Genomic DNA, 24,708 nt, shown 5'->3' with positions numbered 1-24,708 from the left:
ATTCTGGTCACCGGCTCGCGCATCCAGAACGTAACGCCGTTCAACAGCCCTGACCCGATCGCCATCGTCAGCCCTGAGATCGCCAAGAAGGAAGGCAAGCTCTCGCTCGCCGAAGCGCTGCAGACTTCGCCGATCGCGGCTGGTTCGACCCAGATCACTTCGGCGCTTTCGTCGAACTTCGTCACCAATGGCGGCCCCGGCGCGCAGACGGTTGACCTTCGTGGCCTTGGCGCCAACCGCACGCTGGTGCTGCTCAACGGACGCCGTGCCGGCCCCGCCGGTACGCGCGGCGCTGTGTCGTCCTTCGACCTTAACGTGCTGCCGCTGTCGGTCATCAACGGCATCCAGATCCTCAAGACCGGTGCATCGTCGGTCTATGGTTCGGACGCGATCGCCGGCGTGGTCAATATCACCACCGGCAAGCGTGAAGACGGTTTCACCATGAACGTGAACGCTTCGGTTCCGTTCGACACCGGCGGCGAGGAATATCGCATCAACGGATCCTGGACCAAGACCTTCGATCGCGGCCACTTCATGATCGCGGGCGACTACACGCACATCAACGAGCTCGCTCGTGGCGACCGCGACTATCTCGCCTGCCCCGAAGCTTATGTTTTCAATGAAAGCGGCGCTCGTGCGGACCTGATCGATACGCGCACCGGCAAACCGATGTGCTCTGACCTGCGCTGGGGCCATGTCTGGACCTACAACTACTTGCATAGCAACACGCGCCCATGGCCCGCTTCGTTTGGCCAGCCGCTCGGCAATATGTTCCTGGATGGTCCCGGTGGAGCAAACACCGGCACCCAGACCTCGCCTGGCGGTCGTACGGTCCTTATTCAGTACCAATATGCGGACGGCATCGCGGCAGGTAACCTCGGCCTTCCAGCCTATGGCGCCCCAGCTTATGTTGGCGACTTCAGCGCACCTGCCGGCTTCTACCCGACCGGCTATGATGCTGCGTCGATGGCGGTGCAGAACGCCTACCACCCCTTCGTGGAAGAGCAGACGATCGTGCCGGAGACCGATCTCTATACGATCTATGCCGAAGGTTCGTACGAGATATCGGACAGTGTCGAGCTGTTCGGCGAGTTCCTCTACAACCGCCGCAAGACCTATCAGAACGGCTGGCGCCAGTTCTGGAACTTCGGCTGGACTGGCGATCTGTACAGCACCGGTGCAGGCAATTACTTCAACTATTGGGGTGACGGCTGGCAGGGCGTCAATTTCATCAGCCCGACCGCGATCACCAACCATTCGGACAATAGCCAGAAGGTCGATTACTACCGCGGCGTCGGCGGCCTGCGCGGCGACATCGGCGGCAAGGGTGACTGGAAGTACGAAGTCTATGGCCAGTACAGCCGCAGCATCGGCCGCTATCGCAGCGAGCAGATCCTGCAGGATGCGTACGATTCGGGCTATTTCCAATATAGCTCCTGCGTCGGTGACATCCTGCCCGTCTCGGGCAAGCAGTGTATCGATATTCCGTGGGCCGACCCTGAATTCCTGCGCGGCAACCTCACGCAGGAACAGGTCGACTTCCTGTTCGACTGGGAAGAAGGCAAGACTGTCTACACCCAGCTGACTGGTGAATTCTCGATCTCGGGCAATCTGCTCGAACTGCCGGCAGGCCCGGTCGGCGTGGCCTTCGGCGGCACCGCACGTCGCGACAAGATCAACGACACGCCGGGCGAGATCACCCTGGCTGCCAATGCCTGGGGCGCTTCGGCCAGCGGCATCACCGCGGGCAAGAGCGACACGCTCGAAGCCTTCGGCGAGCTCAGCGTTCCGCTGCTGGCGGACAAGCCCTTCTTCGAAGAGCTGACGCTTTCGGCGGCAGGTCGCGTCACCAATGTGAAGGCAACCCGCGCGTCGGATGGCGTGTCGGACTCCGACAACGGCAACTGGACCTACAAGCTCGGCCTCAACTGGGCGGTCAACGACTGGCTCCGCTTCCGCGGCAGCTATGGCACTTCGTTCCGTGCTCCGGCGCTGTTCGAACAGTTCCTGGCTGACGAGACGAGCTTCCCCTCGCAAGGCAGGATCGATCCGTGTTCAAGCTGGGCAGCGGGCCTTATCGCTGGCACGACCTCGCAGCGCGTGGCCGATAACTGCGCGGCAGACGGCATTCCGGGCAATTATGCGGCTGGCGGTGTAAGCGCCACCGCGATCGCATCTGGCGGTCTTGGCGTGCTTGAAGCCGAAACCTCGAAGGCTTTCGTGGTGGGCACGATCCTGACCCCGAAGCTGACCTTCCTGGGCGATACCGACCTGCGCATTGCTGTCGATTATTTCGACATCAAGGTGAAAGGCGAAGTCTCGCAGCTGGGCGCAGCCAACATCTTGTTCGGTTGCTACAACTCCGAGGACTTCGCCAACGAACCGCTGTGCGATCTCTTCACTCGCGGCCAGAACGCCACGGCGATCTACCAGATCGACGAAGTGTACGACAAGTTTGTCAATATCGCGAGCCAGCGCAATCGCGGCATCGACCTTGCAATCAACCTGAAGCACGACTTCGGCAAGCTTGGCCTGCTCACGCTCACTGCGGACATGACCTGGCAGCTGAAGGATGACTTCCAGCTTCTGCCCGGTTCGCCGATCGAATCGGACAATGGCGAAGCAGGTTCGCCCAAGTGGGTCGGCGACTTCCGCGCGACCTGGGCGCATGAATCGGGCCTCAGCCTGTTTTATGGCATCAACGTGATCGGTGCGACGTCGAACCAGAAGGAACTGGAAGACGCCTTTGGCGGCCCGTGCATCAACTCGTTCAATCGCCAGGACACCGCTGATCCGTCGGACGATTTGCCGATCTATGGCACCTATTGCCCTGACGTAACGGCGAGCGCGAAGTTCTATCACAACTTCTCGGTCACCAAGGAAATCGGCGACGGTCGCTTCGAAATCACGGCAGGCATCAACAATCTGTTCGATACCCGCCCGCCGCGCGTCTCGGTGCTCAACGGCAACCAGATCGGCATGCTGGGCCCGGTTATCGCAGCTTCGCAATACGGCTTTGCCGGACGGCGCGGCTTCGTGAACCTGACCGCGAAGTTCTGATCACTCCGAACAGACCGCCTGGCGGCTGAAAAAAACGAACGGGGCGGCATGGCAACATGCCGCCCCTTTTGATTCAAAAGCTCATGAAGTTACAAAGTCGAGAGCGGGTTCTAAATTGCACTAGTGCAGTTTAACTGCCCTCCTTGCCTTGTCTCAAATCCCTCACTTTGCTTTCTGCAGTCGATCCGGCGGTTCGGGCCGCGTAAATTGAGGGCGCATACTTATGAGAATGATTTTGGGTGCCAAGCGCGGCCGTTTGCCGTTGCTTGCTGGTGTCGCTTTGGGCGCGGTCGCGCTTTCGAGTCCGGTCCTGGCTCAAGATGCCGAAGTCGCGGAAGAGGCCGGTCAGGCATCTCCCGAGTCGGATGCGATTCTGGTCACCGGCTCGCGCATCCAGAACGTAACGCCGTTCAACAGCCCTGACCCGATCGCCATCGTCAGCCCTGAGATCGCCAAGAAGGAAGGCAAGCTCTCGCTCGCCGAGGCGTTGCAGACTTCGCCGATCGCGGCTGGTTCGACCCAGATCACTTCGGCGCTTTCGTCGAACTTCGTCACCAATGGCGGCCCCGGCGCGCAAACCATCAGCCTTCGCGGCCTTGGCGCCAACCGCACGCTGGTGCTGCTCAATGGCCGCCGTGCCGGCCCGGCCGGTACACGCGGCGGCGTGTCCTCCTTCGACCTTAACGTGCTGCCGCTCTCGATCATCAACGGCATCCAGATCCTCAAGACCGGTGCATCGTCGGTCTATGGTTCGGACGCGATCGCCGGCGTGGTCAACATCACCACGGGCAAGCGCGAAGACGGCTTTACCTTCAACATGAACGCTTCGGTTCCGTTCGACACCGGCGGCGAGGAATATCGCATCAGCGGATCCTGGACCAAGACCTTTGATCGCGGCCACTTCATGATCGCGGGCGATTATTCGCGCACCAACGAGCTCGCTCGTGGCGACCGCGACTATCTCGCCTGCCCCGAAGCCAATATCTATAATGAAAGTGGCAATCGTGCGGACCTGATCGATCCGCGCACCGGCAAGCCGCATTGCGAAGACCTGCGCTGGGGCCATGTCTGGACCTACAACTACTTGCATAGCAACACGCGCCCATGGCCCGCTTCGTTTGGCCAGCCGCTCGGCAATATGTTCCTGGATGGTCCCGGTGGAGCAAACACCGGCACCCAGACCTCGCCTGGCGGTCGTACAGTCCTTATTCAGTACCAATATGCGGACGGCATCGCGGCAGGTAACCTCGGCCTTCCAGCCTATGGCGCCCCAGCTTATGTTGGCGACTTCAGCGCACCTGCCGGCTTCTACCCGACCGGCTATGATGCTGCGTCGATGGCGGTGCAGAACGCCTACCACCCCTTCGTAGGTGAACAGACGATCGTGCCGGAGACCGATCTCTATACGATCTATGCCGAAGGTTCGTACGAGATATCGGACAGTGTCGAGCTGTTCGGCGAGTTCCTCTACAACCGCCGCAAGACCTATCAGAACGGCTGGCGCCAGTTCTGGAACTTCGGCTGGACCGGCGACATCTACAGCACCGGCGCAGGCAATTTGTACAACTATTGGGGTGACGGCTGGCAGGGCGTCAATTTCATCAGCCCGACCGCGATCACCAACCATTACGACAATAGCCAGAAGGTCGATTACTACCGCGGCGTCGGCGGCCTGCGCGGCGACATCGGCGGCAAGGGCGACTGGAAGTACGAAGTCTATGGCCAGTACAGCCGCAGCATCGGCCGCTATCGCAGCGAGCAGATCCTGCAGGATGCGTACGATTCGGGTTATTTCCAGTACAGCTCCTGCGTCGGCACCACCCTGCCCGTTTCGGGCAAGCAGTGTATCGACATTCCGTGGGCCGACCCTGAATTCCTGCGCGGCAATCTGACGCAGGAACAGGTCGACTTCCTGTTCGACTGGGAAGAAGGCAAGACTGTCTACACCCAGCTGACTGGTGAATTCTCGATCTCGGGCAATCTGCTCGAACTGCCGGCAGGCCCGGTCGGCGTGGCCTTCGGCGGCACCGCACGTCGCGACAAGATCAACGACACGCCGGGCGAGATCACCCTGGCTGCCAATGCCTGGGGCGCTTCGGCCAGCGGCATCACCGCGGGCAAGAGCGACACGCTCGAAGCCTTCGGCGAACTCAGCGTCCCGCTGCTGGCGGACAAGCCCTTCTTCGAAGAGCTGACGCTTTCGGCAGCAGGCCGCGTCACCAATGTGAAGGCGACCCGCGCGTCGGATGGCGTGTCGGACTCCGACAATGGCAACTGGACCTACAAGCTCGGCCTCAACTGGGCGGTCAACGACTGGCTCCGCTTCCGCGGCAGCTATGGCACTTCGTTCCGTGCTCCGGCGCTGTTCGAACAGTTCCTGGCTGACGAGACGAAATTTGAAAGGCAGAGCCGGATCGATCCGTGTTCAAGCTGGGCAGCGGGCCTTATCGCTGGCACGACCTCGCAGCGCGTGGCCGATAACTGCGCGGCAGATGGGATTCCTGGCAACTATTCGGCTAGTGGCATCGATGCCACAGTGGTCTCCTCGGGCGGCCTTGGCTTGCTCGAAGCCGAAACCTCGAAGGCTTTCGTGGTGGGCACGATCCTGACCCCGAAGCTGACCTTCCTGGGCGATACCGACCTGCGCATTGCTGTCGATTATTTCGACATCAAGGTGAAAGGCGAAGTCTCGCAGCTGGGCGCAGCCAACATCTTGTTCGGTTGCTACGACTCCGAGGACTTCGCCAACGAACCGCTGTGCGATCTCTTCACTCGCGGCCAGAACGCCACGGCGATCTACCAGATCGACGAAGTGTTCGACAAGTTTGTCAATATCGCGAGCCAGCGCAATCGCGGCATCGACCTTGCAATCAACCTGAAGCACGATTTCGGCAACATGGGCGTGCTCACGCTCACTGCGGACATGACCTGGCAGCTGAAGGATGACTTCCAGCTTCTGCCCGGTTCGCCGATCGAATCGGACAATGGCGAAGCAGGTTCGCCCAAGTGGGTCGGCGACTTCCGCGCGACCTGGGCGCATGAATCGGGCCTCAGCCTGTTTTATGGCATCAACGTGATCGGTGCGACGTCAAACCAGAAGGAACTGGAAGACGCCTTTGGCGGCCCGTGCATCAACTCGTTCAATCGCCAGGACACCGCTGATCCGTCGGACGATTTGCCGATCTATGGCACCTATTGCCCTGACGTAACGGCGAGCGCGAAGTTCTATCACAACTTCTCGGTCACCAAGGAAATCGGCGACGGTCGCTTCGAAATCACGGCAGGCATCAACAATCTGTTCGATACCCGGCCGCCGCGCGTCTCGGTGCTCAACGGCAACCAGATCGGCATGCTGGGCCCGGTTATCGCAGCTTCGCAATACGGCTTTGCCGGACGGCGCGGCTTCGTGAACCTGACCGCGAAGTTCTGATCACTCCGAACAGACCGCCTGGCGGCTGAAAAAAACGAACGGGGCGGCATGGCAACATGCCGCCCCTTTTGTTAGAGCTGCTCCCCAACGAAGCAAGTTCCAGAAAGGCGGGCGCAATGCCGCGGATATTGGTCCAGCGAGACACGCTGGACGAAGCCAATGCTGAATTCGCGCAAGCGCGGCTGACGCAGCCGGTCTTCCTTAATTCTGTCCCCAAGAGTGGAAGCCACCTGCTGCGAAACATCATCCGCATGTTCGTGCCAGTCGACCAGCAATACAATGCGGACTTCATTCAGTGGGCCAATATGAAGCAGCACCTCTCCGCCTTCGATCCATCGAAGCCGCAGTTGAGCTGGGGCCACCTTTTTTTCGCCGATGCTTCGGCAATCGAGACCGCGTCCACACGGCGCATATTGCTCTATCGCGATCCCTATGACTGGGTGATCGCCCGTGCGCGTTTCATCCTGTCCGACCAGTTCGAGAGCAATGTCAACCATTTGAACAGCGGCGCGCTATCGGCTGACGAATTGCTGACGATGATGATCTTCGGATTGCCGGGCAAGCTGCCCTCGCTCAACGATATTTACGAGCTCAACGCGGCGGCCTGGCTCGGCGCGCGCTGCCACGTCGTGACTTATGAAGACCTGCTGCGCCATATCGGCGCGCTTGAGAGCGCCGAGGCGGAAGGCTTCTTTGCCGCTCTGCTCGAAGCATGTGGAATCGCCATGCCCGATGACTGGCGCGAGCGCGTCCGGCGCGGATCCGATCGCAACCAGAGCGGAACGGCCCGGGAGAACCTTTCGGGCATTGCGATGGATTTGCCCAATGTCCTCGGCGAACGGCATCGCGCGCTCGTGGAATACCAGGCCCCGGGCCTGCGCTCGCTGCTCGGTTATCGCTAGGGTTCTGATACATAATGGATAATTACGGCACAATTAGCACCAATCCGGCTCTCGCGCGAGCCCAGGGGCTGATCGATTCCGAGCAATACGAACACGCCGCCCAACTTCTTGTCGGATATTTGCGCCAGAACCCCAATGACCATCGTGCGCTGTCGAAGATCGGTTTTTGCGCCATGCGGCTGGGCGCGCTCGGGCAGGCCGAGCATTTCCTGCGTAGCGCGATCGCGCGCGGGGCAAGGGACTTCGAGGCTCGCCGCAACCTTGCGGCGGTGATGAGCCAGCAGGAACGCCCGCTGGAAGCGCTGCCGATGTTCGAACAATTGGCGGCCGAGAGCGGCGATCACAGCCTCAAGGCAATCGTCGCGGGCTTGCTCGAGAAGACCGGGCGCAGCGATGACGCGCGAGCGCTCTACAAGGAATTGGTGGAAGCACGTGCAGACCATCAGCCGCTTTGGCTCGCATACGGGCACAGCCTTCGGTCTGCAGGCGAGGTCGATCAGGCAATAGCGGCCTATCGCCGTGCCATCGCCATTGATGACGAATTCGGGGAAGCTTGGTGGGGCATAGCCAGCATCAAGCGGAAAGTATTCGATGACGCGGATATCGCCGCGATGCGACAAGCTCTGGCCATCGCGATCGATCCGCGCAACCAGGCACCGCTGAATTTTGCACTCGCGCGCGCGCTTCATGACCGGGGCGAGTATGAGGCCGCCTTCCGCCATTATGACGAAGGCAACCGCATCCGCGCCGAAAGCCTGAACTACAATGCAGAAGAGCTGACACAGGAAGTGTCAGAGGTCGAACGTCTTGTGGATGCGGCCTATTTGAACGGGCTGCCAAAGGAAGCGCTGGGCGACAGTACGCCGATCTTCATCGTTTCGCTCCCGCGCTCGGGCTCGACGCTGCTGGAACAGATGCTCGGGAGCCATCCGTCGATCGAACCGATCGGCGAATTGCCCTATATCCCGGCAATCCTCCGCTCATTCATGGAAATGGCCACACGACGGGGGGAGATCACGGTCACCCAGGCGATCATGCAATTGCCGGACCAACAGGCGCAGGCGTTCGGGCGCGAATATCTCCGCCGTGCGCAGTGGCATCGGACGACCGATCGTCCCTTTTTCATCGACAAGCTGCCGCACAATTGGGGCAACATCCTGCTGATCCGACGGATCTTGCCGCAAGCCCGCTTCATCGACATTCGCCGCCCGGCGATGGACTGTTGCTTTTCGAACTTCACGCAGTCCTTCACCAGCGCGCACGCTTCGTCATTCACGCTCAAGGATGTCGGCCGCAGCTATGTCGACAATGTCCGGCTGATGGATCACCTTAAGAAGGTGGCGCCTGGCATGGTGCAGCACGTGGATTACAGCAGGCTGGTCGCCGATGCGCAGAGCGAACTCGCCCCGGTGATGGAATATCTCGGCCTGCCGTGGGACGATGCCTTGCTTCAGTTCCACCAGCTGGATCGCGTCGTACGAACGCCCAGCAGCGAGCAGGTCAGGCGCCCGCTGAACCGCGACGGCATGGAAGTGTGGCGGCCCTATTCCGAATGGCTCGATCCCCTGCGCGAAGTGCTGGGCGACCTCGCCTGATTCCAGATTGATGCCCTGCCTGGACGGGCATCGCCAACTCTTACTGAAAAGAAGAACGGCCCCGGACCGAAGTCCGGGGCCGCAATTGTCGCTCCAGTCGATCGACCGGCTTAGAACTTGAAACGGGTCGAAGCGAAGAACTCGCGACCGTTCAGGTCATAGCCGTTACCGATCGGCGTGTTGGCGAGACCGAACACCTGAGCAGTGTCGATACGCGGCGGGGACTTGTCGAAGATGTTCGACACGCCGACTCGAACTTCAAACCAGTCAGCCTGATAGCGGATCGAAGCCGAGCTCACGAAATAGGCATCCGCAAAGCCGACGTCACGGCACCAGGTGTTGTCACCGGCGACGATCCCGTTGACCTGGCCGACATTCGCACCCGAAGTGTTGCGCGAACCCGCACCAAGGCAGGTGTTGCCGGTGAAGCCGGTGCGGACACCGTCAGGACCATAGCCGAAAGCATCGGACAGCGGATCGATGCCGTCGGCCTGCTGCTCGGTCTTGCCGATCATGCGTGTCTGCCAGGTGAAGGTGAACGGAGCCATGTTCGCCGTGAAGGTCGCGCGGCCCGTCCACGACGGGAAGCCGAATTCACCCGCATCCTCGTCAAGCGTCGGGTTACCCGCCGAGTCGAGGAAGATCGTGTCACGCTGGATTAGGTGGTTCGCGCGCAGGTTCAAGCCAAGGCGAACGTCCTTCTTTCCGATGGTCACATCGGTGCGGAAATCGGCGTTCAGGTCGATACCCTTTACGATTTCCGAGTTGATGTTCACGAAGCCCGCGAAGACGTCGCTGATCATCAGTCGCGATGATGGATCGGTCTGGTATTCGATGAAATCGCAGAAGCTGCTGCGCTGCGGATCGTCACGAAGGAAGCACTGGTTGACGAGGAACTGCCCGGTCGGCTCAGCGATCGCACCGCTGACCTTGATCCGGTAGTAGTTGAAGTTGAACGCGAAATCGACCGGGCCGAGCTGTTCGGTGAACGCGAAACCGGCCGTCAGAGACTTCGAGGTTTCGGGATCGAGGAAGAAGCTGCCACCTGAAGTGACTTCGACGCTAGCTGCCTGGATCACGTTCGGGCCGTTCGGACCATCGATACCGACACGCGTCGGATCGCGACCTTCGCGGCGGCAATTCGCCAGGATCACCGGATCGCGAGTATCGAGCGCCGCGTTGTATCCGCCACCGAGCGGTGCATAGGCTGCGGTCGGAACGGCGCAAGGATCGCTGATGGTCGAGAAGCCAGACTGGCCGGCCAGGAAGTTCTCGCGCAGGTTAGGCGCGCGGAACGATGTGCCGTAGGCTGCCTTGATCAGCAGTTGCTGGATCGGACGCCAGCCGAACTTGACCGAATAGGTTTCGTTCGTGCCGTAGAACTCGTCGTCCGTCAGACGGCCCGACAGGTTCAGCCTGAGGTCCTGGACAAAGGTTTCCCCCGACATCAGCGGAAGGTCGATTTCGCCAAAGACTTCCTTGGTTTCCTTGCTGCCGACAGCACCCTGGTCGGCGAAGAAGCCGAAGAACAGGCCTTGCGAAGCCACTTCGTCCGGGATCGATTCGAGCTTGTCATTGCGATATTCGGCGCCGAGCACGACCTTGGCAGGGCCGCCACGCAGGTCGAACACGCTACCCTGGATGAAGGTGGATACGATCGTCTGTTCGTAGACCGTGTCGAAATCGCGGCTGTCGAACACGTAATCCCGCTCGGCCTGGGTCGCGAAGTCACCGATCACGTTTTCGTAAAGGCTCGGCGCGAACAGGTTGACGGGAACGCAGCCCTGCAGAAGGTCAGGCTGGACGTTCGAAGGGTTGCTGAAGCCCGTCGTCGAGCAGGGCCCGCCAGCGAGCTGGACCGGAGTCGACTGGCGCGTCGGGCTGGCGACGGTCGGGTCGAGGCCCAGCGCAAGTGCGAGCTTGTCGGCGCGAATACCGAGACGCGAAGATTTGCCTTCCGACCTCGAATAGACGCCTGCCACTTCGAAGGTCCAGTCATTGCCCGGGCCGAAGTTGATGAAGGGCAGGTCGCCCCGGACACCGAACACGCCGCGGTACTGTTCCTGCTTCGTCTCGACGAAATTGCGGTCCCCGAACACGCTGACCACCGGCTGGACGGTGTACGACAGGCCGAGCCGGCGAGCGTTGACCGTTCCCGTCAGGCCATCGAACGTATTCTGTGCGAGACCGCAGTCCACCCCGTTGGGCTGGTTGAGGTTACAGGGGTTGAACGGGTTGTTCGAGCCGACAACCGGGAAGAGCTGCGGCACGTTGCCACGAGCCTTGACGTCAGCGCGGCTGTAATTGGCTTCGAAGAAGGGTGTGATGTTCCAGTCGCCCTCGAAGGTGTACTCGCCATAGGCCATGACGTTGTACAAATCTTGCGGGCTGACGAACGACACTTCGAGATCGTTGCCGTTGCGAGTCACTGCAGTGTAATCGACGTCCAGCAGCCCGTCGCCATTGCGGTCGACCGGACGGCCGAACGCGTCGAATGCGTCCGAGAAACCCGGGATGCCGGTATTACCCGCCTGGCCGGTCGAAGCGTAGGTGGTCGGATCGTAATAGATCGAGCTGAAGAACAGGCCGCTACCGGCGACACCGGGCGACGAGCTGGGAATGATGCGCTTTGCAGCGACTTCGATCTTACACGCGGTCGTGACTTCGCCGATCGCACCGTTCGACAGACGCCGGGTGTTGGCATCGTCCGAAAGGCCGATCGTGCGGATGTTCCCATCCTGGTCGATTTCGTAGTGGGTGTTACATCCAGAGAGGAAGTCGCGGTCACCCAGCTTGATCTCGTCGCGCTTCGCATATTCCGCGCCGATGCCGAACTGCCAGTTGCTGCCGCGCTTGCCCCATGCCGCGCTGATCTGCCAGTCGTCACCACCGTTGCTCTGTTCGTTCTTGTTGCCCGATGCAAAGACTTCGAACCCGTCGAGGTCCTTGCGCAGGACAATGTTGCCAACGCCGGCAACCGCGTCCGAACCATAGACCGACGACGCACCGTCGAGCAGCAGGTCGTAGCGCGCCACCAGCGAGGTCGGGATCATGTTGATTGACGGGTTGGTCGGAGCGCCTTCAACGCCGGCGGGCGCGAGGCGACGGCCATTGACCAGCAGCAGGGTGCGGTCTGCCCCGAGGCCGCGAAGGTCGAGCGTTTGCGAGCCCGGGCCGTTGTTAAGCACGAAGCCCTGGAAGGTCGCGTCGATCTGCGTGCCTGCAGCCGCTTCGGATTGCTGCAGGATCTGCGCAGCGTCGAACTGGCCGGCATCCTGGAGCGCTTCGGTGTCAAGCACCTGCAACGGCGAAATGCTGTTGTAGGGCGAGTCGCGCTGAATGCGCGAACCGGTAACGACGATCGCCGAGTGCTGGTCAGGTGTTGCCTGCCCGCCTTGCGTTACTTCAGCAGCCTCTTCCTGCTCGTCGTCTTGCTGCGCATCCTGTGCATAGGCAGGCGCCGCGATCACCAGCGCGATAGCCGATGCAGAGAAGGCCAGCGCCTTCACCGAATTGCTTTGGAATTTCTTCATGATTTCTCCAGTCACCACAACTGGAACCGGATCTTGGATAACAGTTTCGCGCGAGCCCAATACGGACCCACGCGAATCCCCCTGTTATCCCAAGCCCCAGCCCCCAAGGATTTTGTACTAGTGCAAAATCACTCGTGCCATGTCAAAGCTCGGAGACTAATATCTAATGGGATGTTGCGAAAATCCCACAAATGACACTGGTGGCGTAACGATCTGAGTTCAAAAGGTATTTCCGCGTAATTAAATTACGCGACGACCTACTTTACTTCCATCTGCAGCTCGCCATCGCCTTCGTCGATGGTCACCGTGCTGCCATCGGGCACCTTCCCCTCCAGCAACATTTCGGCCAGCGGGTCCTGCAGGTAACGCTGCACCGCGCGCTTGAGCGGGCGCGCGCCATAGACCGGATCGTAGCCGACGCGGCCAAGCCACTTCTTGGCTCCTTCGCTGAGGTCGAGCGTGATCTTGCGGTCCTTGAGCAGCTTCTGCACCCGGCCCACCTGGATATCGACGATCGGCGCCATGTGCTCCTGCCCCAGGCGGTGGAACAGGATGATCTCGTCCAGCCGGTTAAGGAATTCCGGGCGGAAATGCCCGCGCACCACGTCCATCACCTGCGGTTCGACATCCTCGACCTTCTGGTCGTCGCCCAGATTGGCGAGATACTGGCTGCCGAGGTTCGAAGTGAGGATGATCAGCGTGTTGGAGAAATCGACCACACGGCCCTGTCCGTCGGTCAGGCGACCGTCGTCGAGCACCTGCAGCAGCACGTTGAAGACATCGTTGTGCGCTTTCTCGACCTCGTCGAACAGCACGACCTGGTACGGCCTGCGTCGCACCGCTTCGGTCAACACCCCGCCCTCTTCATAGCCGACATAGCCCGGAGGCGCGCCGATCAGGCGGGCGACCGCGTGCTTCTCCATGAATTCGCTCATGTCGATACGGACCATGGCGGTGTCGTCATCGAAAAGGAATTCGGCGAGTGCCTTGGTCAGCTCGGTCTTGCCCACGCCCGTGGGGCCGAGGAACAGGAAGCTGCCGAGCGGCCTGTTCGGATCCTGCAGGCCTGCGCGCGCGCGACGGACGGCTTTGCTGACCGCCTCGATCGCCTGGCTCTGTCCGATCACGCGCTTGCCCAGGATGCTCTCCATCTGGAGCAGTTTCTCGCGCTCGCCCTCCATCATCCTGTCGACCGGAATGCCGGTCCAGCGGCTGACCACCGCAGCGATGTCTTCCTCGGTCACTTCCTCGCGGAGCAGCGCATGTTCGGAAGCGCCGCGCGCCTCGGCGAGCGATTTCTCGAGTTCGGGGATGCGGCCATAGGAAAGCTCGCCCGCCTTTGCGAGGTCGCCTTCGCGCTGGGCCTGTTCCAGTTCCAACCGCGCGACATCGAGCTGCTCCTTGATCCGGCTTTCGGCGTGGATCTTGTCGCGCTCGTTCTGCCAGCGCGTGGTCAGCGCGGCGGATTGCTCCTCAAGGTCCGCCAGCTCCTCGCGCAGCGCCTTGAGGCGCTCTTTCGAGGCGTCGTCGCTTTCCTTGGCGAGCGCAGTCTCCTCGATCTTGAGCTGGATGATCCGGCGATCAAGCTTTTCGATTTCCTCGGGCTTCGATTCCACTTCCATGCGGATGCGGCTCGCCGCCTCGTCCATCAGGTCGATCGCCTTGTCGGGCAGGAAGCGGTTCTGGATGTAGCGATTGCTGAGCTGCGCCGCCGCGACGAGCGCCGCATCGGTGATGTTCACACCGTGGTGCAGCTCATACTTCTCCTTGAGACCGCGCAGGATCGAAATCGTGTCCTCAACGGACGGCTCGTCGATGAATACCGGCTGGAAGCGCCGCTGCAGCGCCGGGTCCTTCTCGACATACTTCTGGTATTCGTCGAGCGTGGTCGCGCCGATGCAGTGCAGCTCGCCGCGGCTCAGCGCAGGCTTGAGCAGGTTCGAGGCATCCATGCTGCCTTCGCTCGCCCCCGCCCCGATCAGCGTGTGCATCTCGTCGATGAACAGGATGATCTGGCCGTCCGAGCCCTTGACCTCGTCAAGCACGGTCTTGAGCCGTTCCTCGAACTCGCCGCGATACTTCGCACCCGCAATCAGCGCACCCATGTCGAGCGACATCAGCGTGCGGCCCTTCAGGCTGTCAGGCACGTCGCCATTGGCGATGCGCAGCGCCAGCCCTTCGGCGATCGCGGTCTTGCCGGTGCCGGGTTCGCCGATCAGCGCGGGATTGTTCTTGGTGCGGCGGGCCAGAATCTGGATCGTGCGGCGGATTTCCTCGTCGCGGCCGATCACCGGGTCGAGCTTGCCGTCGCGCGCCGCCTGCGTCAGGTCGCGGGCGTATTTCTTCATCGCGTCATAGGCGCTTTCGGCATTGGCGCTGTCGGCAGTCTTGCCCTTGCGCAGTTCCGCAATTGCCGTCTCGAGCGCCTTGGGATCGACATTGGCCTGCTTCAGCGCCTGCCCTGCCTTGGTGGTGCTGGCGAGCGCGAGCGCGACCAGCAGCCGCTCGACCGTTACATAGCTGTCGCCCGATTTCTCGGCGATCTGTTCGGCCTGGTCGAGAATGCGTACGGTGTCGTTGTCGAGACCGGGGGTCTGCTGCGCACCGCCTCCCGAGACTGCGGCGATCTTGCCCAGCTCGGTATCGACTTCAGTGATCGCCACGCCAGGATGGCCGCCGGCGCGCTGGATCAGCCCGGCCGCCATGCCTTCATTGTCTTCGAGCAATGCCTTGAGCAGGTGGGTCGGCGTGATCCGCTGATGGTTCATGCGGATCGCGACAGTCTGCGCGCTTTGCAGGAAACCCTTGGCGCGATCGGTAAATTTTTCCAGGTTCATGAACGATCCCTCACTCGCTAGTTCCGCCAATATAGTGTTGCAGATTGGCAACACAAGTGGTGGCAGGCATCACAACCCGATGGTGTGTTACCTGACTAGGTGGGTCTTGCGAAGCATTCCGCAAGACCCCCTGCGAGATCGTACTAAACTAAAGTCCCGATTGGACTATTCGGCCGGGCGCCAATTGCGTGCCAGCTCGTCGAGCAGCATCACGCCGAAGCCACGCGCGCCGCCCGGGCAGGTCGGCATGCCGCTGGAACAGCGATCGACCGCTGCCATGTCGACATGCACCCAGGGCAGGTCCTTCGGCACGAAATACTCGATGAAGTGCGCACCCGCGCTGGCGCCCGGTGCCGGGTCTGCATCACCGTTCTTGATGTCGGCGATCTCGGACTTGATCGCCTTGGCATAGGCCGGATGGAGCGGCAGGCGCCACAGCGCCTCGTCAGTCGCATCGCCCGCGGCGATGGCAGCTTCGGCATGGGCGTCCTTGCGCGCAAAGACCGCGGCATATTCGACGCCCAGCGCGCGGACCGCCGAACCGGTCAGCGTCGCGATATCGACCAGAGCGAAGGGTGCATGCTCACGCACAGTGTATTCGATCGCGTCCGACAGCACGAGCCGCCCTTCGGCATCGGTGCTGCGGATCTCGATGGTCTTGCCCGAAAGCGTCCGCACCACGTCGCCGGGGCGCTGCGCATTGCCGCCCGGCATGTTTTCGGCCAGCGCGACGGCGGCGACTGCATGGACCGGCGCGCGCGACTTGGCGAGGCTCAGCAGAGCTCCGGTGACCGCTGCCGCGCCCGACATGTCGCCCTTCATTTCCCACATGCCGGGATTCTGCTTGAGCGAGATACCGCCGGTATCGAAAGTGATGCCCTTGCCAGCCAGCGCGATCGGGGCGCCCTCCGCCCCCTTGTAAGTGATCATCAGAAGGCGGCTGCCGCGCGGGGAACCCTGCCCCACGCCGGCGATCGCGCCCATCCCCAGCCGCCGCATGTCGGCCTGGTCGAGCACTTCGATGGTCACGTTCGGAACGCCGCGAAATGCCGCGCGCGCGCGTTCCACGAAGCTTTCGGGATAGATCACATTGGCGGGTTCGTTGACGAGGTCGCGCGCCAGGGCCACGCCTTCAGCCAGGGGCGCATGGCGCGATTGCCACATGGCTTGCGCCGCAGCCGCACCGCTGCCAACCAACGTCATCGTCTGCGCGGGCGGGTTCTCGCGGCCGCTCTTGTAGCGGTCGAAACGATACTGGCCCAGCGATGCGCCGAATGCGATTTCGGCCATGGCAGAGGGATCGTCGACGCCCAATATGGCGACCGGCGCCTTCTCCTCGCCCATCGCCTTAGCGATCCGGCCACCAACGGCGCGCCAATCGGGGGCGCCATCATTAGCAGCCGCACCGACCAGCACCACGCGGGTCGCGCCACCGCCCGTCACCAGTTCAAGCGACTGGCCTGCCTTTCCGGCGAATTCGCGCGCGGCGATCCGGCGCTCGGCCAAAGCGCGATCGGCATCGGAGAGCGAAATCGATGCGGGAAGTTGCGCACCCGTCATCACGATTGCCATGGCTGCGCCTGCAGGCGCTTCGCTGGCAAAGCCGAATGCACGCGGCGCGCTGTTTCCGGCGGTACCGGGCGCGATTCCTGATCCGGCGATTTCCTGCGCGGAAAGCGCAGGCGCGGCGAGCGCGAGCGGAGCGACGAAAGCAAGAGCGGCGAGCTTGAATTGATTGAGGCGCAAGTTTCTGGTTCCTGACAAATGGTGTGAGTTGACCGGGACGAGTGACCAGAGCAGTCTAAACGCGCATTCCAATAGGGGTTTCCCGTGATCCGTAAATGGCTTTTCCGTGGCGCGGCTGCGCTGCTCGTACTGTTCCTCGCGCTATTCGTTGCGCTCGCCACGTGGGAACCCTTTTTCGCCGAAAGCGGACATGCGCCTGACGAACAGCGCCACTATCGCGCCGAGATATTGCGCAGCGAATTCGGCGTCCCGCATATTTACGGCAAGACCGATGCCGATGTGGCCTTTGGCGTCGCCATCGCGCATGCAGAGGACGATTTCTTCACCTTGCAGGATGTGCTGGCGATGGCACGCGGGCGCTATGGCGCGATCGCTGGCGAGGAAGGCGCACAGATCGACTATGCCTATCACCTGCTCGACGCGCGCGGCACGGCTGAGCGGCACTATCCCGCCTTGCCCGAGGATACGCGCGCGCTGTTCGAAGCCTATGCCGCCGGGCTCAACCAATATGCGCGCGAACACCCGCAGGAACTGAAGCTGGCGAACCTGTTCCCCGTGAACGGCGAAGACATCGCTGCCGGCTTCGCGCTGCGCCAGCCCTTCTTCTTCGGGCTGGGCGGCGTGATTGGACCGCTGGTTTCTGGCGACCCGCTGCGGCGCGAGTTCGGCCCCGATATTCCCGGCTTCCCGCGCGACGCCGAATCCGCTTCCTCCCCCGCCCAAACCGCGCAAAGCCGGCGCTTCCCCCTGCCATGGGGAGAGGACGGCGCGCTGTCGGGCTCGAACGCATTCGCCATCGCGCCGCGCAAGTCGGGCGACGGGGTGACCCGGCTCGTATCGAACAGCCACCAGCCGTGGCGCGGCGGCGTTGCATGGTACGAGATGGTCGTCGAAAGCGAGGAAGGCTGGCACTATGCCGGGGCGAATTTCCCCGGATCGCCCTACCCTTTCCTTGGCCACAATCGGCACCTCGGCTGGACCAATACGGTCAACCGGCCCGACATGGTCGACATCTACAAGCTGGAGATGGATGACAGCGGTACGCGCTATCGCCTCGACGGCGAATGGCGTGAGCTTGAAAGCAAGGCGGTGACGCTGCCGGTCAAGTTCGGCCCGATCATCTTGCCAATCCGCCAGACAGTCTATCGCAGCGTGCATGGCCCGGTGATCTTCAATCACACCGGCGTCTATGCGCTGCGCTATGGGGGGATCGACAGCGTGGAGCAGCTCGATGCCTATTACCGGCTCAACAAGGCGACGAACCTTGCCGAGTGGCAGGCGCAGCTGGCGCGCATGGCGGTGCCGAGCACGAATTTCATCTACGCCGACGAAGCGGGCAACATCGCCTATGTCTACAACGCCGCGCTCCCTGACCGGCCAAAAGGCGCCAACTGGCGCAGCGTGTTGCCGGGCGACCGTTCGGACCTGATCTGGCGCGGCCCGGTCAGCTATGACCGGCTGCCCAAGCTGATCAATCCAGCCAGCGGCTGGCTGTTCAACGCCAACAACCAGCCCTATTCGGCGGCGGGCCCCGGCAGCGACCTGTCACCGGCAGACTTCGCCCCCGAACTGGGGATCGAGCTCAAGACCACAAACCGCGCAGAGCGTGCAGCAAGGCTGATGGCCAATGCACCTGTGATCGACCGTGCGACGCTGGAGGCGATCAAATATGACACGGGCTACGAGCGCGCGGGCTATGTCGCCGATCTCTGGTCCGCGCTGGAAAAGCTCGACCTGTCCAAAGAGGCCGATCTCGGCAAGGCGCGCGACCTGCTGCTGACATGGGATTTCACCGCCGACAATCGCGGCAAGGCGGATGCGATCGCATTGCTGATGATCAAGGAGTTCATGTCGGCGGAATACCAGAACAAGCCGCTGCCCGACGTCAAGGAGCATCTCCGCAAGCAGGTCGATCACCTGATGGCGCATTTCGGGCGGATCGACCCGCCGATGAGCGAAGTGCTGAGGCTGCGCCAAGGGCCGGGCCCGCATGCGGTGGACCTGCCGCTCGACGGCGGTTCCGACACGCTTCGCGCCTCCACCACATGGAATGTCGAACCCGATGGGCGGCTGTCGGTCAATCATGGCGACAGCTTCATCCAGTTCGTCGAATGGCGGCCGGGCGAAAGGGTCCGCTCGCAATCGATCCAGCCTTTCGGCGCGGCCACAACCCGCCCCGGCAGCAAGCACTACACCGACCAGGCACAGCTATTCGTGAAAAAGCAGCTCAAGCCGGTACATTTCTGGCGCGAGGATGCGCTGGCCAATGCCGAACGGCGATATGTGGTTGAGTCCAACTGACACGCGTGTAAACAGGGCCTTGCACAGGGTACGGGCAATCCCGGCCCGGCAAACCCAGAGGTTTTGAGGAGAATCCAATGTCTGTAGCCGGCACCTATTCCACCACCGTCAAGAGCCCGATGGGCGACCAGAGCGGTACGCTGACCGTCAACGACAATGGCGACGGCACCTTCAGCGGTTCGATGGCCGGCGCGATGGGATCGATGGACATTCCGAGCGGCACAGTCGACGGCAACACCATCAGCTGGAAAATGCAGATGACCGTGCCGATGCCGATGACGCTCGACTGCACCGCCACGATCGACGGCGATGCGCTGACTGGCAGCGTCAACGCCGGCGCATTCGGCGCGATGCCGCTTTCGGGCACGCGCACCGGCTAAGCCGCGCTCGCAGTCGCGAAATCGAAAAGGGGCCGTCGGAGAGATCCGGCGGCCCTTTTGCGTTAAACACGGCTCTCTATCGAAATTCTGGCCGCTGGCCATTTCGCCATTTGGCGGGCGAGACATTGAACTGGCGATTGAAGGACCGCACGAATGCGGACGCCTCGCTATATCCCAGCCGCTCGGCAACTCCGTGCACCGGCAGGTCGCTCTGGAGGAGAAGTTCCTTTCCCAGATCCATCCGGGCCTGGTCGAGCAATTCACGAAACGAAGTGCCCGAATTCGCGAGATTGCGAGCGAGCGTGCGCTCGGAAAGCTCGTGCATCCTTGCGAGATCGGCGAGTTGCGGCACTCTGCCAAGCTCCGTTAGGGATGTGCTGATCGCGTCTGCAAGAGCCTTGGCGTCGACTTGCCTTCGCCGGGTGCGAGGAACGCGCTGGCGCGGGCCAACGGGCATGGTCCACGTGGCAGGATCGAAATCGGGATTCGAATGGGAAAGCAATCTGGCCGGGATCGCCATGCTTGCCTCGCTAGAAGCCTGCACAACCTTGCAAGGGAGCAGTTCCGCGATGATCGGGCCCGAGTGCACTTGCCTTATCGAGATTTCGGACAGGTCGGATTTGCTGGTGTGGGTCATGCCGATGAACGACCTGGCTATCAGGAAATAGAGGACCAGCACCACTTGCTCATAGATCGGCCGGAACGGGCCGAGCTCGGGGTGGAGAGAAACCTCGACAACGTCTGCATCCCTCTCTGACCTGACCGAAACGCTGATCGGGGCATTCTGCAAATCGATCGAATCCGATCGCGACCAGATCGCCGCCTTGAGATCGGGTGCCGCCAGAACGATCGCTTCGCCGGGATAGCGCGGCCAGTCGAGCATCATCTCCACCAGCCTGGCTTCGCCGACGTGGTGGAGGAGGTTCGCCAGCAGCTTCAAGTCGTCGATCAGCGTGATCTTGCGAGTAAGCGATTGAGGCCCAGCAAACGATGTCCCTTCGAAGATCCATGCTGGCCACCCGAGGCTGCTGCCCCAGAAGCGTGTGATGCCGGCCGGCACTTTGGAAGATGCCATGTGCGGGTGCTCGCGCACCAATGCCGCAATGCATTCCTGGAATCTTTTGCGCCTGTCAGAAGGCATGGAGAGGCCCCGCATTCCGTACAAATTCGGTTCGCCAAGCTGCCATATTGGCAGGAAATGTCAATTCAATGGCAGAATTTGTCGATACTTCCGGCGGGAAAGGTTCGCTAGCTTGGCGAGGCACTTAGTCGGCTGGCTAATGTAAAAGGTCGCAGGGGGATTCGGCACGTGTCGCCATCCCTCGTCAAAATTTCAGCCGGGCTTGGATTGCATGGATTTTTAGGAGAAACCCATGAAAGCTCGCGTTACCAAATTCCTCATTGCCACCGCTGCGACGACTGCTCTGGTCGCAACGCCCGTTCTTGCCGAAAAGGCCAGCCAACTTGTCGACATCAACGGAATGCGCGGGAGCAGCGCGGAATCGGCACTGCAGCAGCGCGGTTTCAGCCATGTTTCAACCAACAAGAAGTCATCTGGCTACGTCTACAGCTATTGGTGGAACGGTGGTGACGACGATTGCGTCCAGGTCGAGGTCTATAATGGGCGTGTGGAATCGATCACCGATGCGACCGATCAGGACTGCGGCCATCACAAGGGTAGTGCAGGGGCAGCGGTTGGCGCTGTTGCGGGCGCGGCGCTTCTCGGCGCATTGTTGAGCCACAAGTCGAGCCATCACGACGACAACCAGCATAGTGCCGATGCGAAAGCCGAGGCCGATTACGAACGTGGCTATACCGACGGCCTGCACAACGCCGCCTACCACAATTACGATCGCTCAAATTCCTACTCGGACGGGTACCAGGCGGGCGTGGACCAGCGCGAAGCCAACCTTAGCCACCACCAGCGGCGCGGCGGCTATGCACAGGTCGCGCAGTTCAAGGACCTTGAGGGCGCACGTGCTGCAGGCGGCATGGATGAGTTGAGCCGCCGTGGTTTTACTCAGGTGGACAATTTCACCAGCGGCAATGCGCGCTACTCGATCCAGTGGCGGCCCGAATCGCGCCAGTGCCTGCAAGTGATCGTTTCCGGCGGGCGGCTCGAGGATTTGCGCGACATCGGGCAGCATCCCAAATGCCGAGGTAACGGCGGCTCAGGCCCGGCAATGGGCGCTGCTGCACCGGCACAGTTCAATGACGTGATTGGCAGGACCGGCGAACGTGCGCGGGAAATCCTCAACGGTCGCGGCTTCACCCGGGTGGCGCGGCTCGGCGACGACCAGACGCGCTATGCCATCATGTGGCGCGCGGAATCGCGCCAGTGCCTGCAACTGATGATCGTCAATGGCCGCGCAACCGACATTCGCGACATCGGCCAGCATCCTAACTGCCGCTGAGCCCGGAGGAGCGTTCAGATGAAGCTGAAGCTGCTCATTGCGGGTGCCGCAATGCTTTCGCTCGCCGCTTGCGGAGGTTCGAGCGACGAACCCGATGCCGCGGCGGAGGAAGTTGCGGTCATCCCGGAAAGCCTCGCGCCCTTCGGAGATGGATATCCAAATCCCGGCGCGCCCTGCCGCCGGCTGGGCGAGTCCGCCGCTACCTCGAACTATCTTGACGACAGCGCGATACTGGTTGGCTGCCCAAGCGAAGCCGCTGCCGAAACTCTGGGTGGCAGGATCGTAGGCAATGTCGAGGGCGTGCGGCTCGTCAGCGTACCCATGGGCGATGCCAATGCGGGGATGCTGGCACCGGTAGAAGCGCCCGCTAAGCAGCCGCCCCAGCAGGCGCTGAAAGACCCGATCCGCTCGCCCGGCGGGCTGGAATCGAAATGCCTCGCCCGCATCAACGACATGACCGGTGGCGGGGTTATCGGAACCAACCGGATTGAGGAATCGGAAGCTGCAATCGCTATCTACGTCAATGTGAGCGGTGCCGAAGCGCCGTGGCGGTGCCTGGGCTATCGCGACGGAACGATCGGCGAAGTCATGTATACCGGCAGCGAAGGCGCGATGTAACCAGTTTGGGGCCTGGCTTGCAGGGTTCCAGGCCCCAATCACCGCTTCAAAACTTCGAGCAAGGCGCCGATCAGGCGCAGACAATGGGAGTGTTCTTGAGCCATGCAGAAAGCAATCTTCACGGGATTTCTCGTTCTCGCCCTCTCCGCCTGTAGCGGCGGCGAAACGGATTCGACTTCAACCGAAACACCTGATCCTGCAGCGACCGAGACAGTGCCAACCGCCGATGGGACGGAGGATGTGCTGGTGGCGGGAACCGACTACAATGCGACGACAATACTCAATTGCGGCTTCGACAACGCACCTCCAACGCAGTCGTGCGACGCAGGGGTGAAGCGCAATTGGGGCGATGACGGCACAACGCTGGTCGAGGTGAAAAAGCCCGATGGCTTCACCCGCGCGATCTTCTTCAAGGGCACCGAACCCTATGGTGCCGATAGCGCACAGGCTGACGGCTCGGCCGGCTGGGACTTCAAGACCACACGCGAAGGCGATCAGGTGACGATCAATTTCGGCCCGGAGACCTATGTGATCGTCGATGCCTTCGTCGAAGGCGGCTGACCTCGCAAGACGCTCGGGAATCGCGGCGGGGCTGGCCATCTCGGCAAGCCTCGCCCAGTGCTTGCCCGCAATCGCGCAGGACGCTCCTCTCAAGCCTACAACACCCGAGTGGGACATGATCGCATTCGAGGTCAAGAGCTGGGGTGCGCCGATAAGTTCATGGCGCGTATTGTCGAATGGCGGCGGAAGCTGGACCGAGACCGTGCGCGCAAAAGACGCGGCCTATTCCGACTACCAACTTGCCTGGCATGAGATCGAACCCGATCCAGAGAATTACATAACGCTTGAGAAGTTGCTGCGCCGATTGCCCAAACCGGTGCCGGATTCGCAGCAATGCGAAAGCTTCTTGCCTGACATGGCTTATGGCACGATCCGCCTGACCCGCGGAGCAACCACCATCGAAATCGAATGGAATGATGGCTGCATGGATGAAAGCTATCGAGCTTTCATGGCGATCCTTAAGCAGGCCGACGAACATATGCAGGGGTTGGGCAAGGTCGCCCCCGTCACGCGCACTGAAAGTCCACCAACTGGCGGTTAAGGCTTCACCGCCTCCAAAGCCAGAAGAGGATTGCCGCATTGATCGCCGGGGCAAGTATCGCTGTTAGAGCTCCGCCAATTCCGATCTTGTCCGCGACGAAGTTCCACGGCAGGCCGAGAGGCATCAGGAACACGCCCGAAAGTGGATCCTGCTCCTGCCCAAACCAGCCAAAGGTCCCGACTGCCAGGACGAATAACGCGAGCGCATAGAGCACGGCGAAGATCAAAAAGGCCCACTTCATATGGGAAAGACTAGCCCGCAAAGCGAAATTGGCAAGCCATGCGGGCCGCCGTACGTTAGCGGCGAATACTAGGGTAGATGCGCTCGCAAGGCCTGATAAGCCGCCGCAGCGACGGTGTTGGCGAGGTTCAGCGATCGCACCTTGTCCGAACGCATCGGGAGGCTGACCATCTGCTCGCGGTGTGCCGCGACGATCTCCGGCGGTATACCCTTGGTCTCGCGCCCGAACACCAGATAGGCCTCATCGGGATAGTCCGGTTCGTAGAAGCTGCGTTCGGCATATTCCTCGAACAGGAACAGCTGGTCCGCGCGCGGCGCGCGTTCGGCAATGAAGGCATCCCAGCTGGCGAACTCGACCAGCCTTATATGCGGCCAGTAATCGAGGCCCGAGCGCTTAACGCGCTTGTCCGAAATCTCGAAGCCGAGCGGATGGATCAGCACCAGTTCCATGTCGAGCGCCACGCAGGTGCGCCCGACCGCCCCGGTGTTACCGGGAATTTCCGGCTGGACGAGGACGATGGAAGTCATTTTCTGATCAGGGCCTTATGGC

General features: G+C 61.6%; 16 protein-coding genes. 10 read left to right on the top strand and 6 right to left on the bottom strand.

All coding sequences use genetic code 11. The features are described 5' to 3' along the window. The 4 genes from ACUJ47_RS13115 to ACUJ47_RS13100 form a co-directional block, all read left to right on the top strand. On the top strand, nt 1-3,060 hold a 3,060-nt coding region (locus ACUJ47_RS13115; RefSeq protein ID WP_445538824.1), incomplete at its 5' end, for a TonB-dependent receptor domain-containing protein. Between the two features lie 223 nt (nt 3,061-3,283). Further along, nucleotides 3,284-6,490: a TonB-dependent receptor domain-containing protein gene (locus ACUJ47_RS13110; RefSeq protein WP_445538823.1), complete on the top strand. Its 3,207-nt coding sequence runs from the start codon at nt 3,284-3,286 to the stop codon at nt 6,488-6,490. Nucleotides 6,491-6,606: 116 nt separating this feature from the next. Next, the gene (locus tag ACUJ47_RS13105; RefSeq protein ID WP_445538822.1) at nt 6,607-7,392 is read left to right on the top strand and encodes a hypothetical protein; all 786 of its coding nucleotides are present in this window, start codon (nt 6,607-6,609) and stop codon (nt 7,390-7,392) included. Between the two features lie 14 nt (nt 7,393-7,406). Continuing rightward, nucleotides 7,407-8,987 (top strand): tetratricopeptide repeat-containing sulfotransferase family protein, encoded by a 1,581-nt coding sequence (locus ACUJ47_RS13100; protein ID WP_445538821.1) that lies wholly within the window; start codon nt 7,407-7,409, stop codon nt 8,985-8,987. 110 nt (nt 8,988-9,097) lie between these two features. Here the strand turns inward: ACUJ47_RS13100 and ACUJ47_RS13095 are convergent, their stop codons facing one another. The 3 genes from ACUJ47_RS13095 to ACUJ47_RS13085 all read right to left on the bottom strand — a co-directional run bounded on the left by ACUJ47_RS13095 (nt 9,098) and on the right by ACUJ47_RS13085 (nt 17,103). Next, nucleotides 9,098-12,520, bottom strand: a complete 3,423-nt coding sequence (locus ACUJ47_RS13095; RefSeq protein ID WP_445538820.1) for a TonB-dependent receptor domain-containing protein — start codon at nt 12,518-12,520, stop codon at nt 9,098-9,100. A 257-nt stretch (nt 12,521-12,777) separates the two neighbouring features. Beyond that, complete coding sequence (clpB, locus tag ACUJ47_RS13090; protein ID WP_445538819.1) at nt 12,778-15,357, bottom strand: ATP-dependent chaperone ClpB; 2,580 nt, start codon at nt 15,355-15,357, stop codon at nt 12,778-12,780. A 165-nt stretch (nt 15,358-15,522) separates the two neighbouring features. Continuing rightward, on the bottom strand, nt 15,523-17,103 hold the full coding sequence (locus ACUJ47_RS13085) for a leucyl aminopeptidase family protein (protein ID WP_445538818.1): 1,581 nt from the start codon (nt 17,101-17,103) through the stop codon (nt 15,523-15,525). Between the two features lie 87 nt (nt 17,104-17,190). On the opposite strand from ACUJ47_RS13085, the gene ACUJ47_RS13080 reads away from it, so the two are divergent. After that, nucleotides 17,191-19,404 carry a penicillin acylase family protein gene (locus tag ACUJ47_RS13080; protein WP_445538905.1) on the top strand — a complete coding sequence of 738 codons (2,214 nt, stop codon included), beginning with the start codon at nt 17,191-17,193 and terminating at the stop codon, nt 19,402-19,404. A 77-nt stretch (nt 19,405-19,481) separates the two neighbouring features. Continuing rightward, the gene (locus ACUJ47_RS13075) at nt 19,482-19,784 is read left to right on the top strand and encodes a hypothetical protein (RefSeq protein WP_445538817.1); all 303 of its coding nucleotides are present in this window, start codon (nt 19,482-19,484) and stop codon (nt 19,782-19,784) included. Between the two features lie 76 nt (nt 19,785-19,860). Here ACUJ47_RS13075 and ACUJ47_RS13070 read toward each other — a convergent pair whose 3' ends face one another. Next, on the bottom strand, nt 19,861-20,859 hold the full coding sequence (locus ACUJ47_RS13070) for a helix-turn-helix transcriptional regulator (protein ID WP_445538816.1): 999 nt from the start codon (nt 20,857-20,859) through the stop codon (nt 19,861-19,863). A gap of 298 nt (nt 20,860-21,157) precedes the next feature. Between ACUJ47_RS13070 and ACUJ47_RS13065 the strand changes: the two genes are divergently transcribed. The 4 genes from ACUJ47_RS13065 (at nt 21,158) to ACUJ47_RS13050 (ending at nt 23,918) form a co-directional block, all read left to right on the top strand. After that, a complete protein-coding gene (locus ACUJ47_RS13065) occupies nt 21,158-22,198 on the top strand; it encodes a hypothetical protein (RefSeq protein WP_445538815.1) in 1,041 nt (346 codons plus the stop codon). Between the two features lie 18 nt (nt 22,199-22,216). After that, on the top strand, nt 22,217-22,816 hold the full coding sequence (locus tag ACUJ47_RS13060; RefSeq protein WP_445538814.1) for a hypothetical protein: 600 nt from the start codon (nt 22,217-22,219) through the stop codon (nt 22,814-22,816). Between the two features lie 102 nt (nt 22,817-22,918). Further along, nucleotides 22,919-23,377 (top strand): hypothetical protein, encoded by a 459-nt coding sequence (locus tag ACUJ47_RS13055; RefSeq protein WP_445538813.1) that lies wholly within the window; start codon nt 22,919-22,921, stop codon nt 23,375-23,377. Continuing rightward, nucleotides 23,355-23,918, top strand: coding sequence for a hypothetical protein (locus tag ACUJ47_RS13050; protein ID WP_445538812.1), 564 nt, complete (start codon nt 23,355-23,357; stop codon nt 23,916-23,918). The genes ACUJ47_RS13055 and ACUJ47_RS13050 overlap by 23 nt, the downstream gene beginning before the upstream one ends. A gap of 4 nt (nt 23,919-23,922) precedes the next feature. Here ACUJ47_RS13050 and ACUJ47_RS13045 read toward each other — a convergent pair whose 3' ends face one another. Further along, the gene (locus tag ACUJ47_RS13045) at nt 23,923-24,159 is read right to left on the bottom strand and encodes a hypothetical protein (RefSeq protein ID WP_445538811.1); all 237 of its coding nucleotides are present in this window, start codon (nt 24,157-24,159) and stop codon (nt 23,923-23,925) included. 68 nt (nt 24,160-24,227) lie between these two features. Beyond that, the gene (locus tag ACUJ47_RS13040; protein WP_445538810.1) at nt 24,228-24,686 is read right to left on the bottom strand and encodes a tRNA (cytidine(34)-2'-O)-methyltransferase; all 459 of its coding nucleotides are present in this window, start codon (nt 24,684-24,686) and stop codon (nt 24,228-24,230) included. Nucleotides 24,687-24,708: the final 22 nt, after the last annotated feature.

Source organism: Altererythrobacter sp. Z27, from assembly GCF_052683155.1.
This window is presented reverse-complemented; position numbering and strand designations above follow the sequence as displayed.

What these genes read in the sequence shown, in the direction of transcription:
- ACUJ47_RS13075 (WP_445538817.1), top strand. Translation starts at nt 19,482, where the DNA reads ATGTCTGTAGCCGGCACCTATTCCACCACCGTCAAGAGCCCGATGGGC.
- ACUJ47_RS13095 (WP_445538820.1), bottom strand. Translation starts at nt 12,520, where the DNA reads ATGAAGAAATTCCAAAGCAATTCGGTGAAGGCGCTGGCCTTCTCTGCA.
- ACUJ47_RS13040 (WP_445538810.1), bottom strand. Translation starts at nt 24,686, where the DNA reads ATGACTTCCATCGTCCTCGTCCAGCCGGAAATTCCCGGTAACACCGGG.
- ACUJ47_RS13070 (WP_445538816.1), bottom strand. Translation starts at nt 20,859, where the DNA reads ATGGCATCTTCCAAAGTGCCGGCCGGCATCACACGCTTCTGGGGCAGC.
- ACUJ47_RS13065 (WP_445538815.1), top strand. Translation starts at nt 21,158, where the DNA reads ATGAAAGCTCGCGTTACCAAATTCCTCATTGCCACCGCTGCGACGACT.
- ACUJ47_RS13060 (WP_445538814.1), top strand. Translation starts at nt 22,217, where the DNA reads ATGAAGCTGAAGCTGCTCATTGCGGGTGCCGCAATGCTTTCGCTCGCC.
- clpB (WP_445538819.1), bottom strand. Translation starts at nt 15,357, where the DNA reads ATGAACCTGGAAAAATTTACCGATCGCGCCAAGGGTTTCCTGCAAAGC.
- ACUJ47_RS13105 (WP_445538822.1), top strand. Translation starts at nt 6,607, where the DNA reads ATGCCGCGGATATTGGTCCAGCGAGACACGCTGGACGAAGCCAATGCT.
- ACUJ47_RS13050 (WP_445538812.1), top strand. Translation starts at nt 23,355, where the DNA reads ATGCCTTCGTCGAAGGCGGCTGACCTCGCAAGACGCTCGGGAATCGCG.
- ACUJ47_RS13055 (WP_445538813.1), top strand. Translation starts at nt 22,919, where the DNA reads ATGCAGAAAGCAATCTTCACGGGATTTCTCGTTCTCGCCCTCTCCGCC.
- ACUJ47_RS13100 (WP_445538821.1), top strand. Translation starts at nt 7,407, where the DNA reads ATGGATAATTACGGCACAATTAGCACCAATCCGGCTCTCGCGCGAGCC.
- ACUJ47_RS13045 (WP_445538811.1), bottom strand. Translation starts at nt 24,159, where the DNA reads ATGAAGTGGGCCTTTTTGATCTTCGCCGTGCTCTATGCGCTCGCGTTA.
- ACUJ47_RS13110 (WP_445538823.1), top strand. Translation starts at nt 3,284, where the DNA reads ATGAGAATGATTTTGGGTGCCAAGCGCGGCCGTTTGCCGTTGCTTGCT.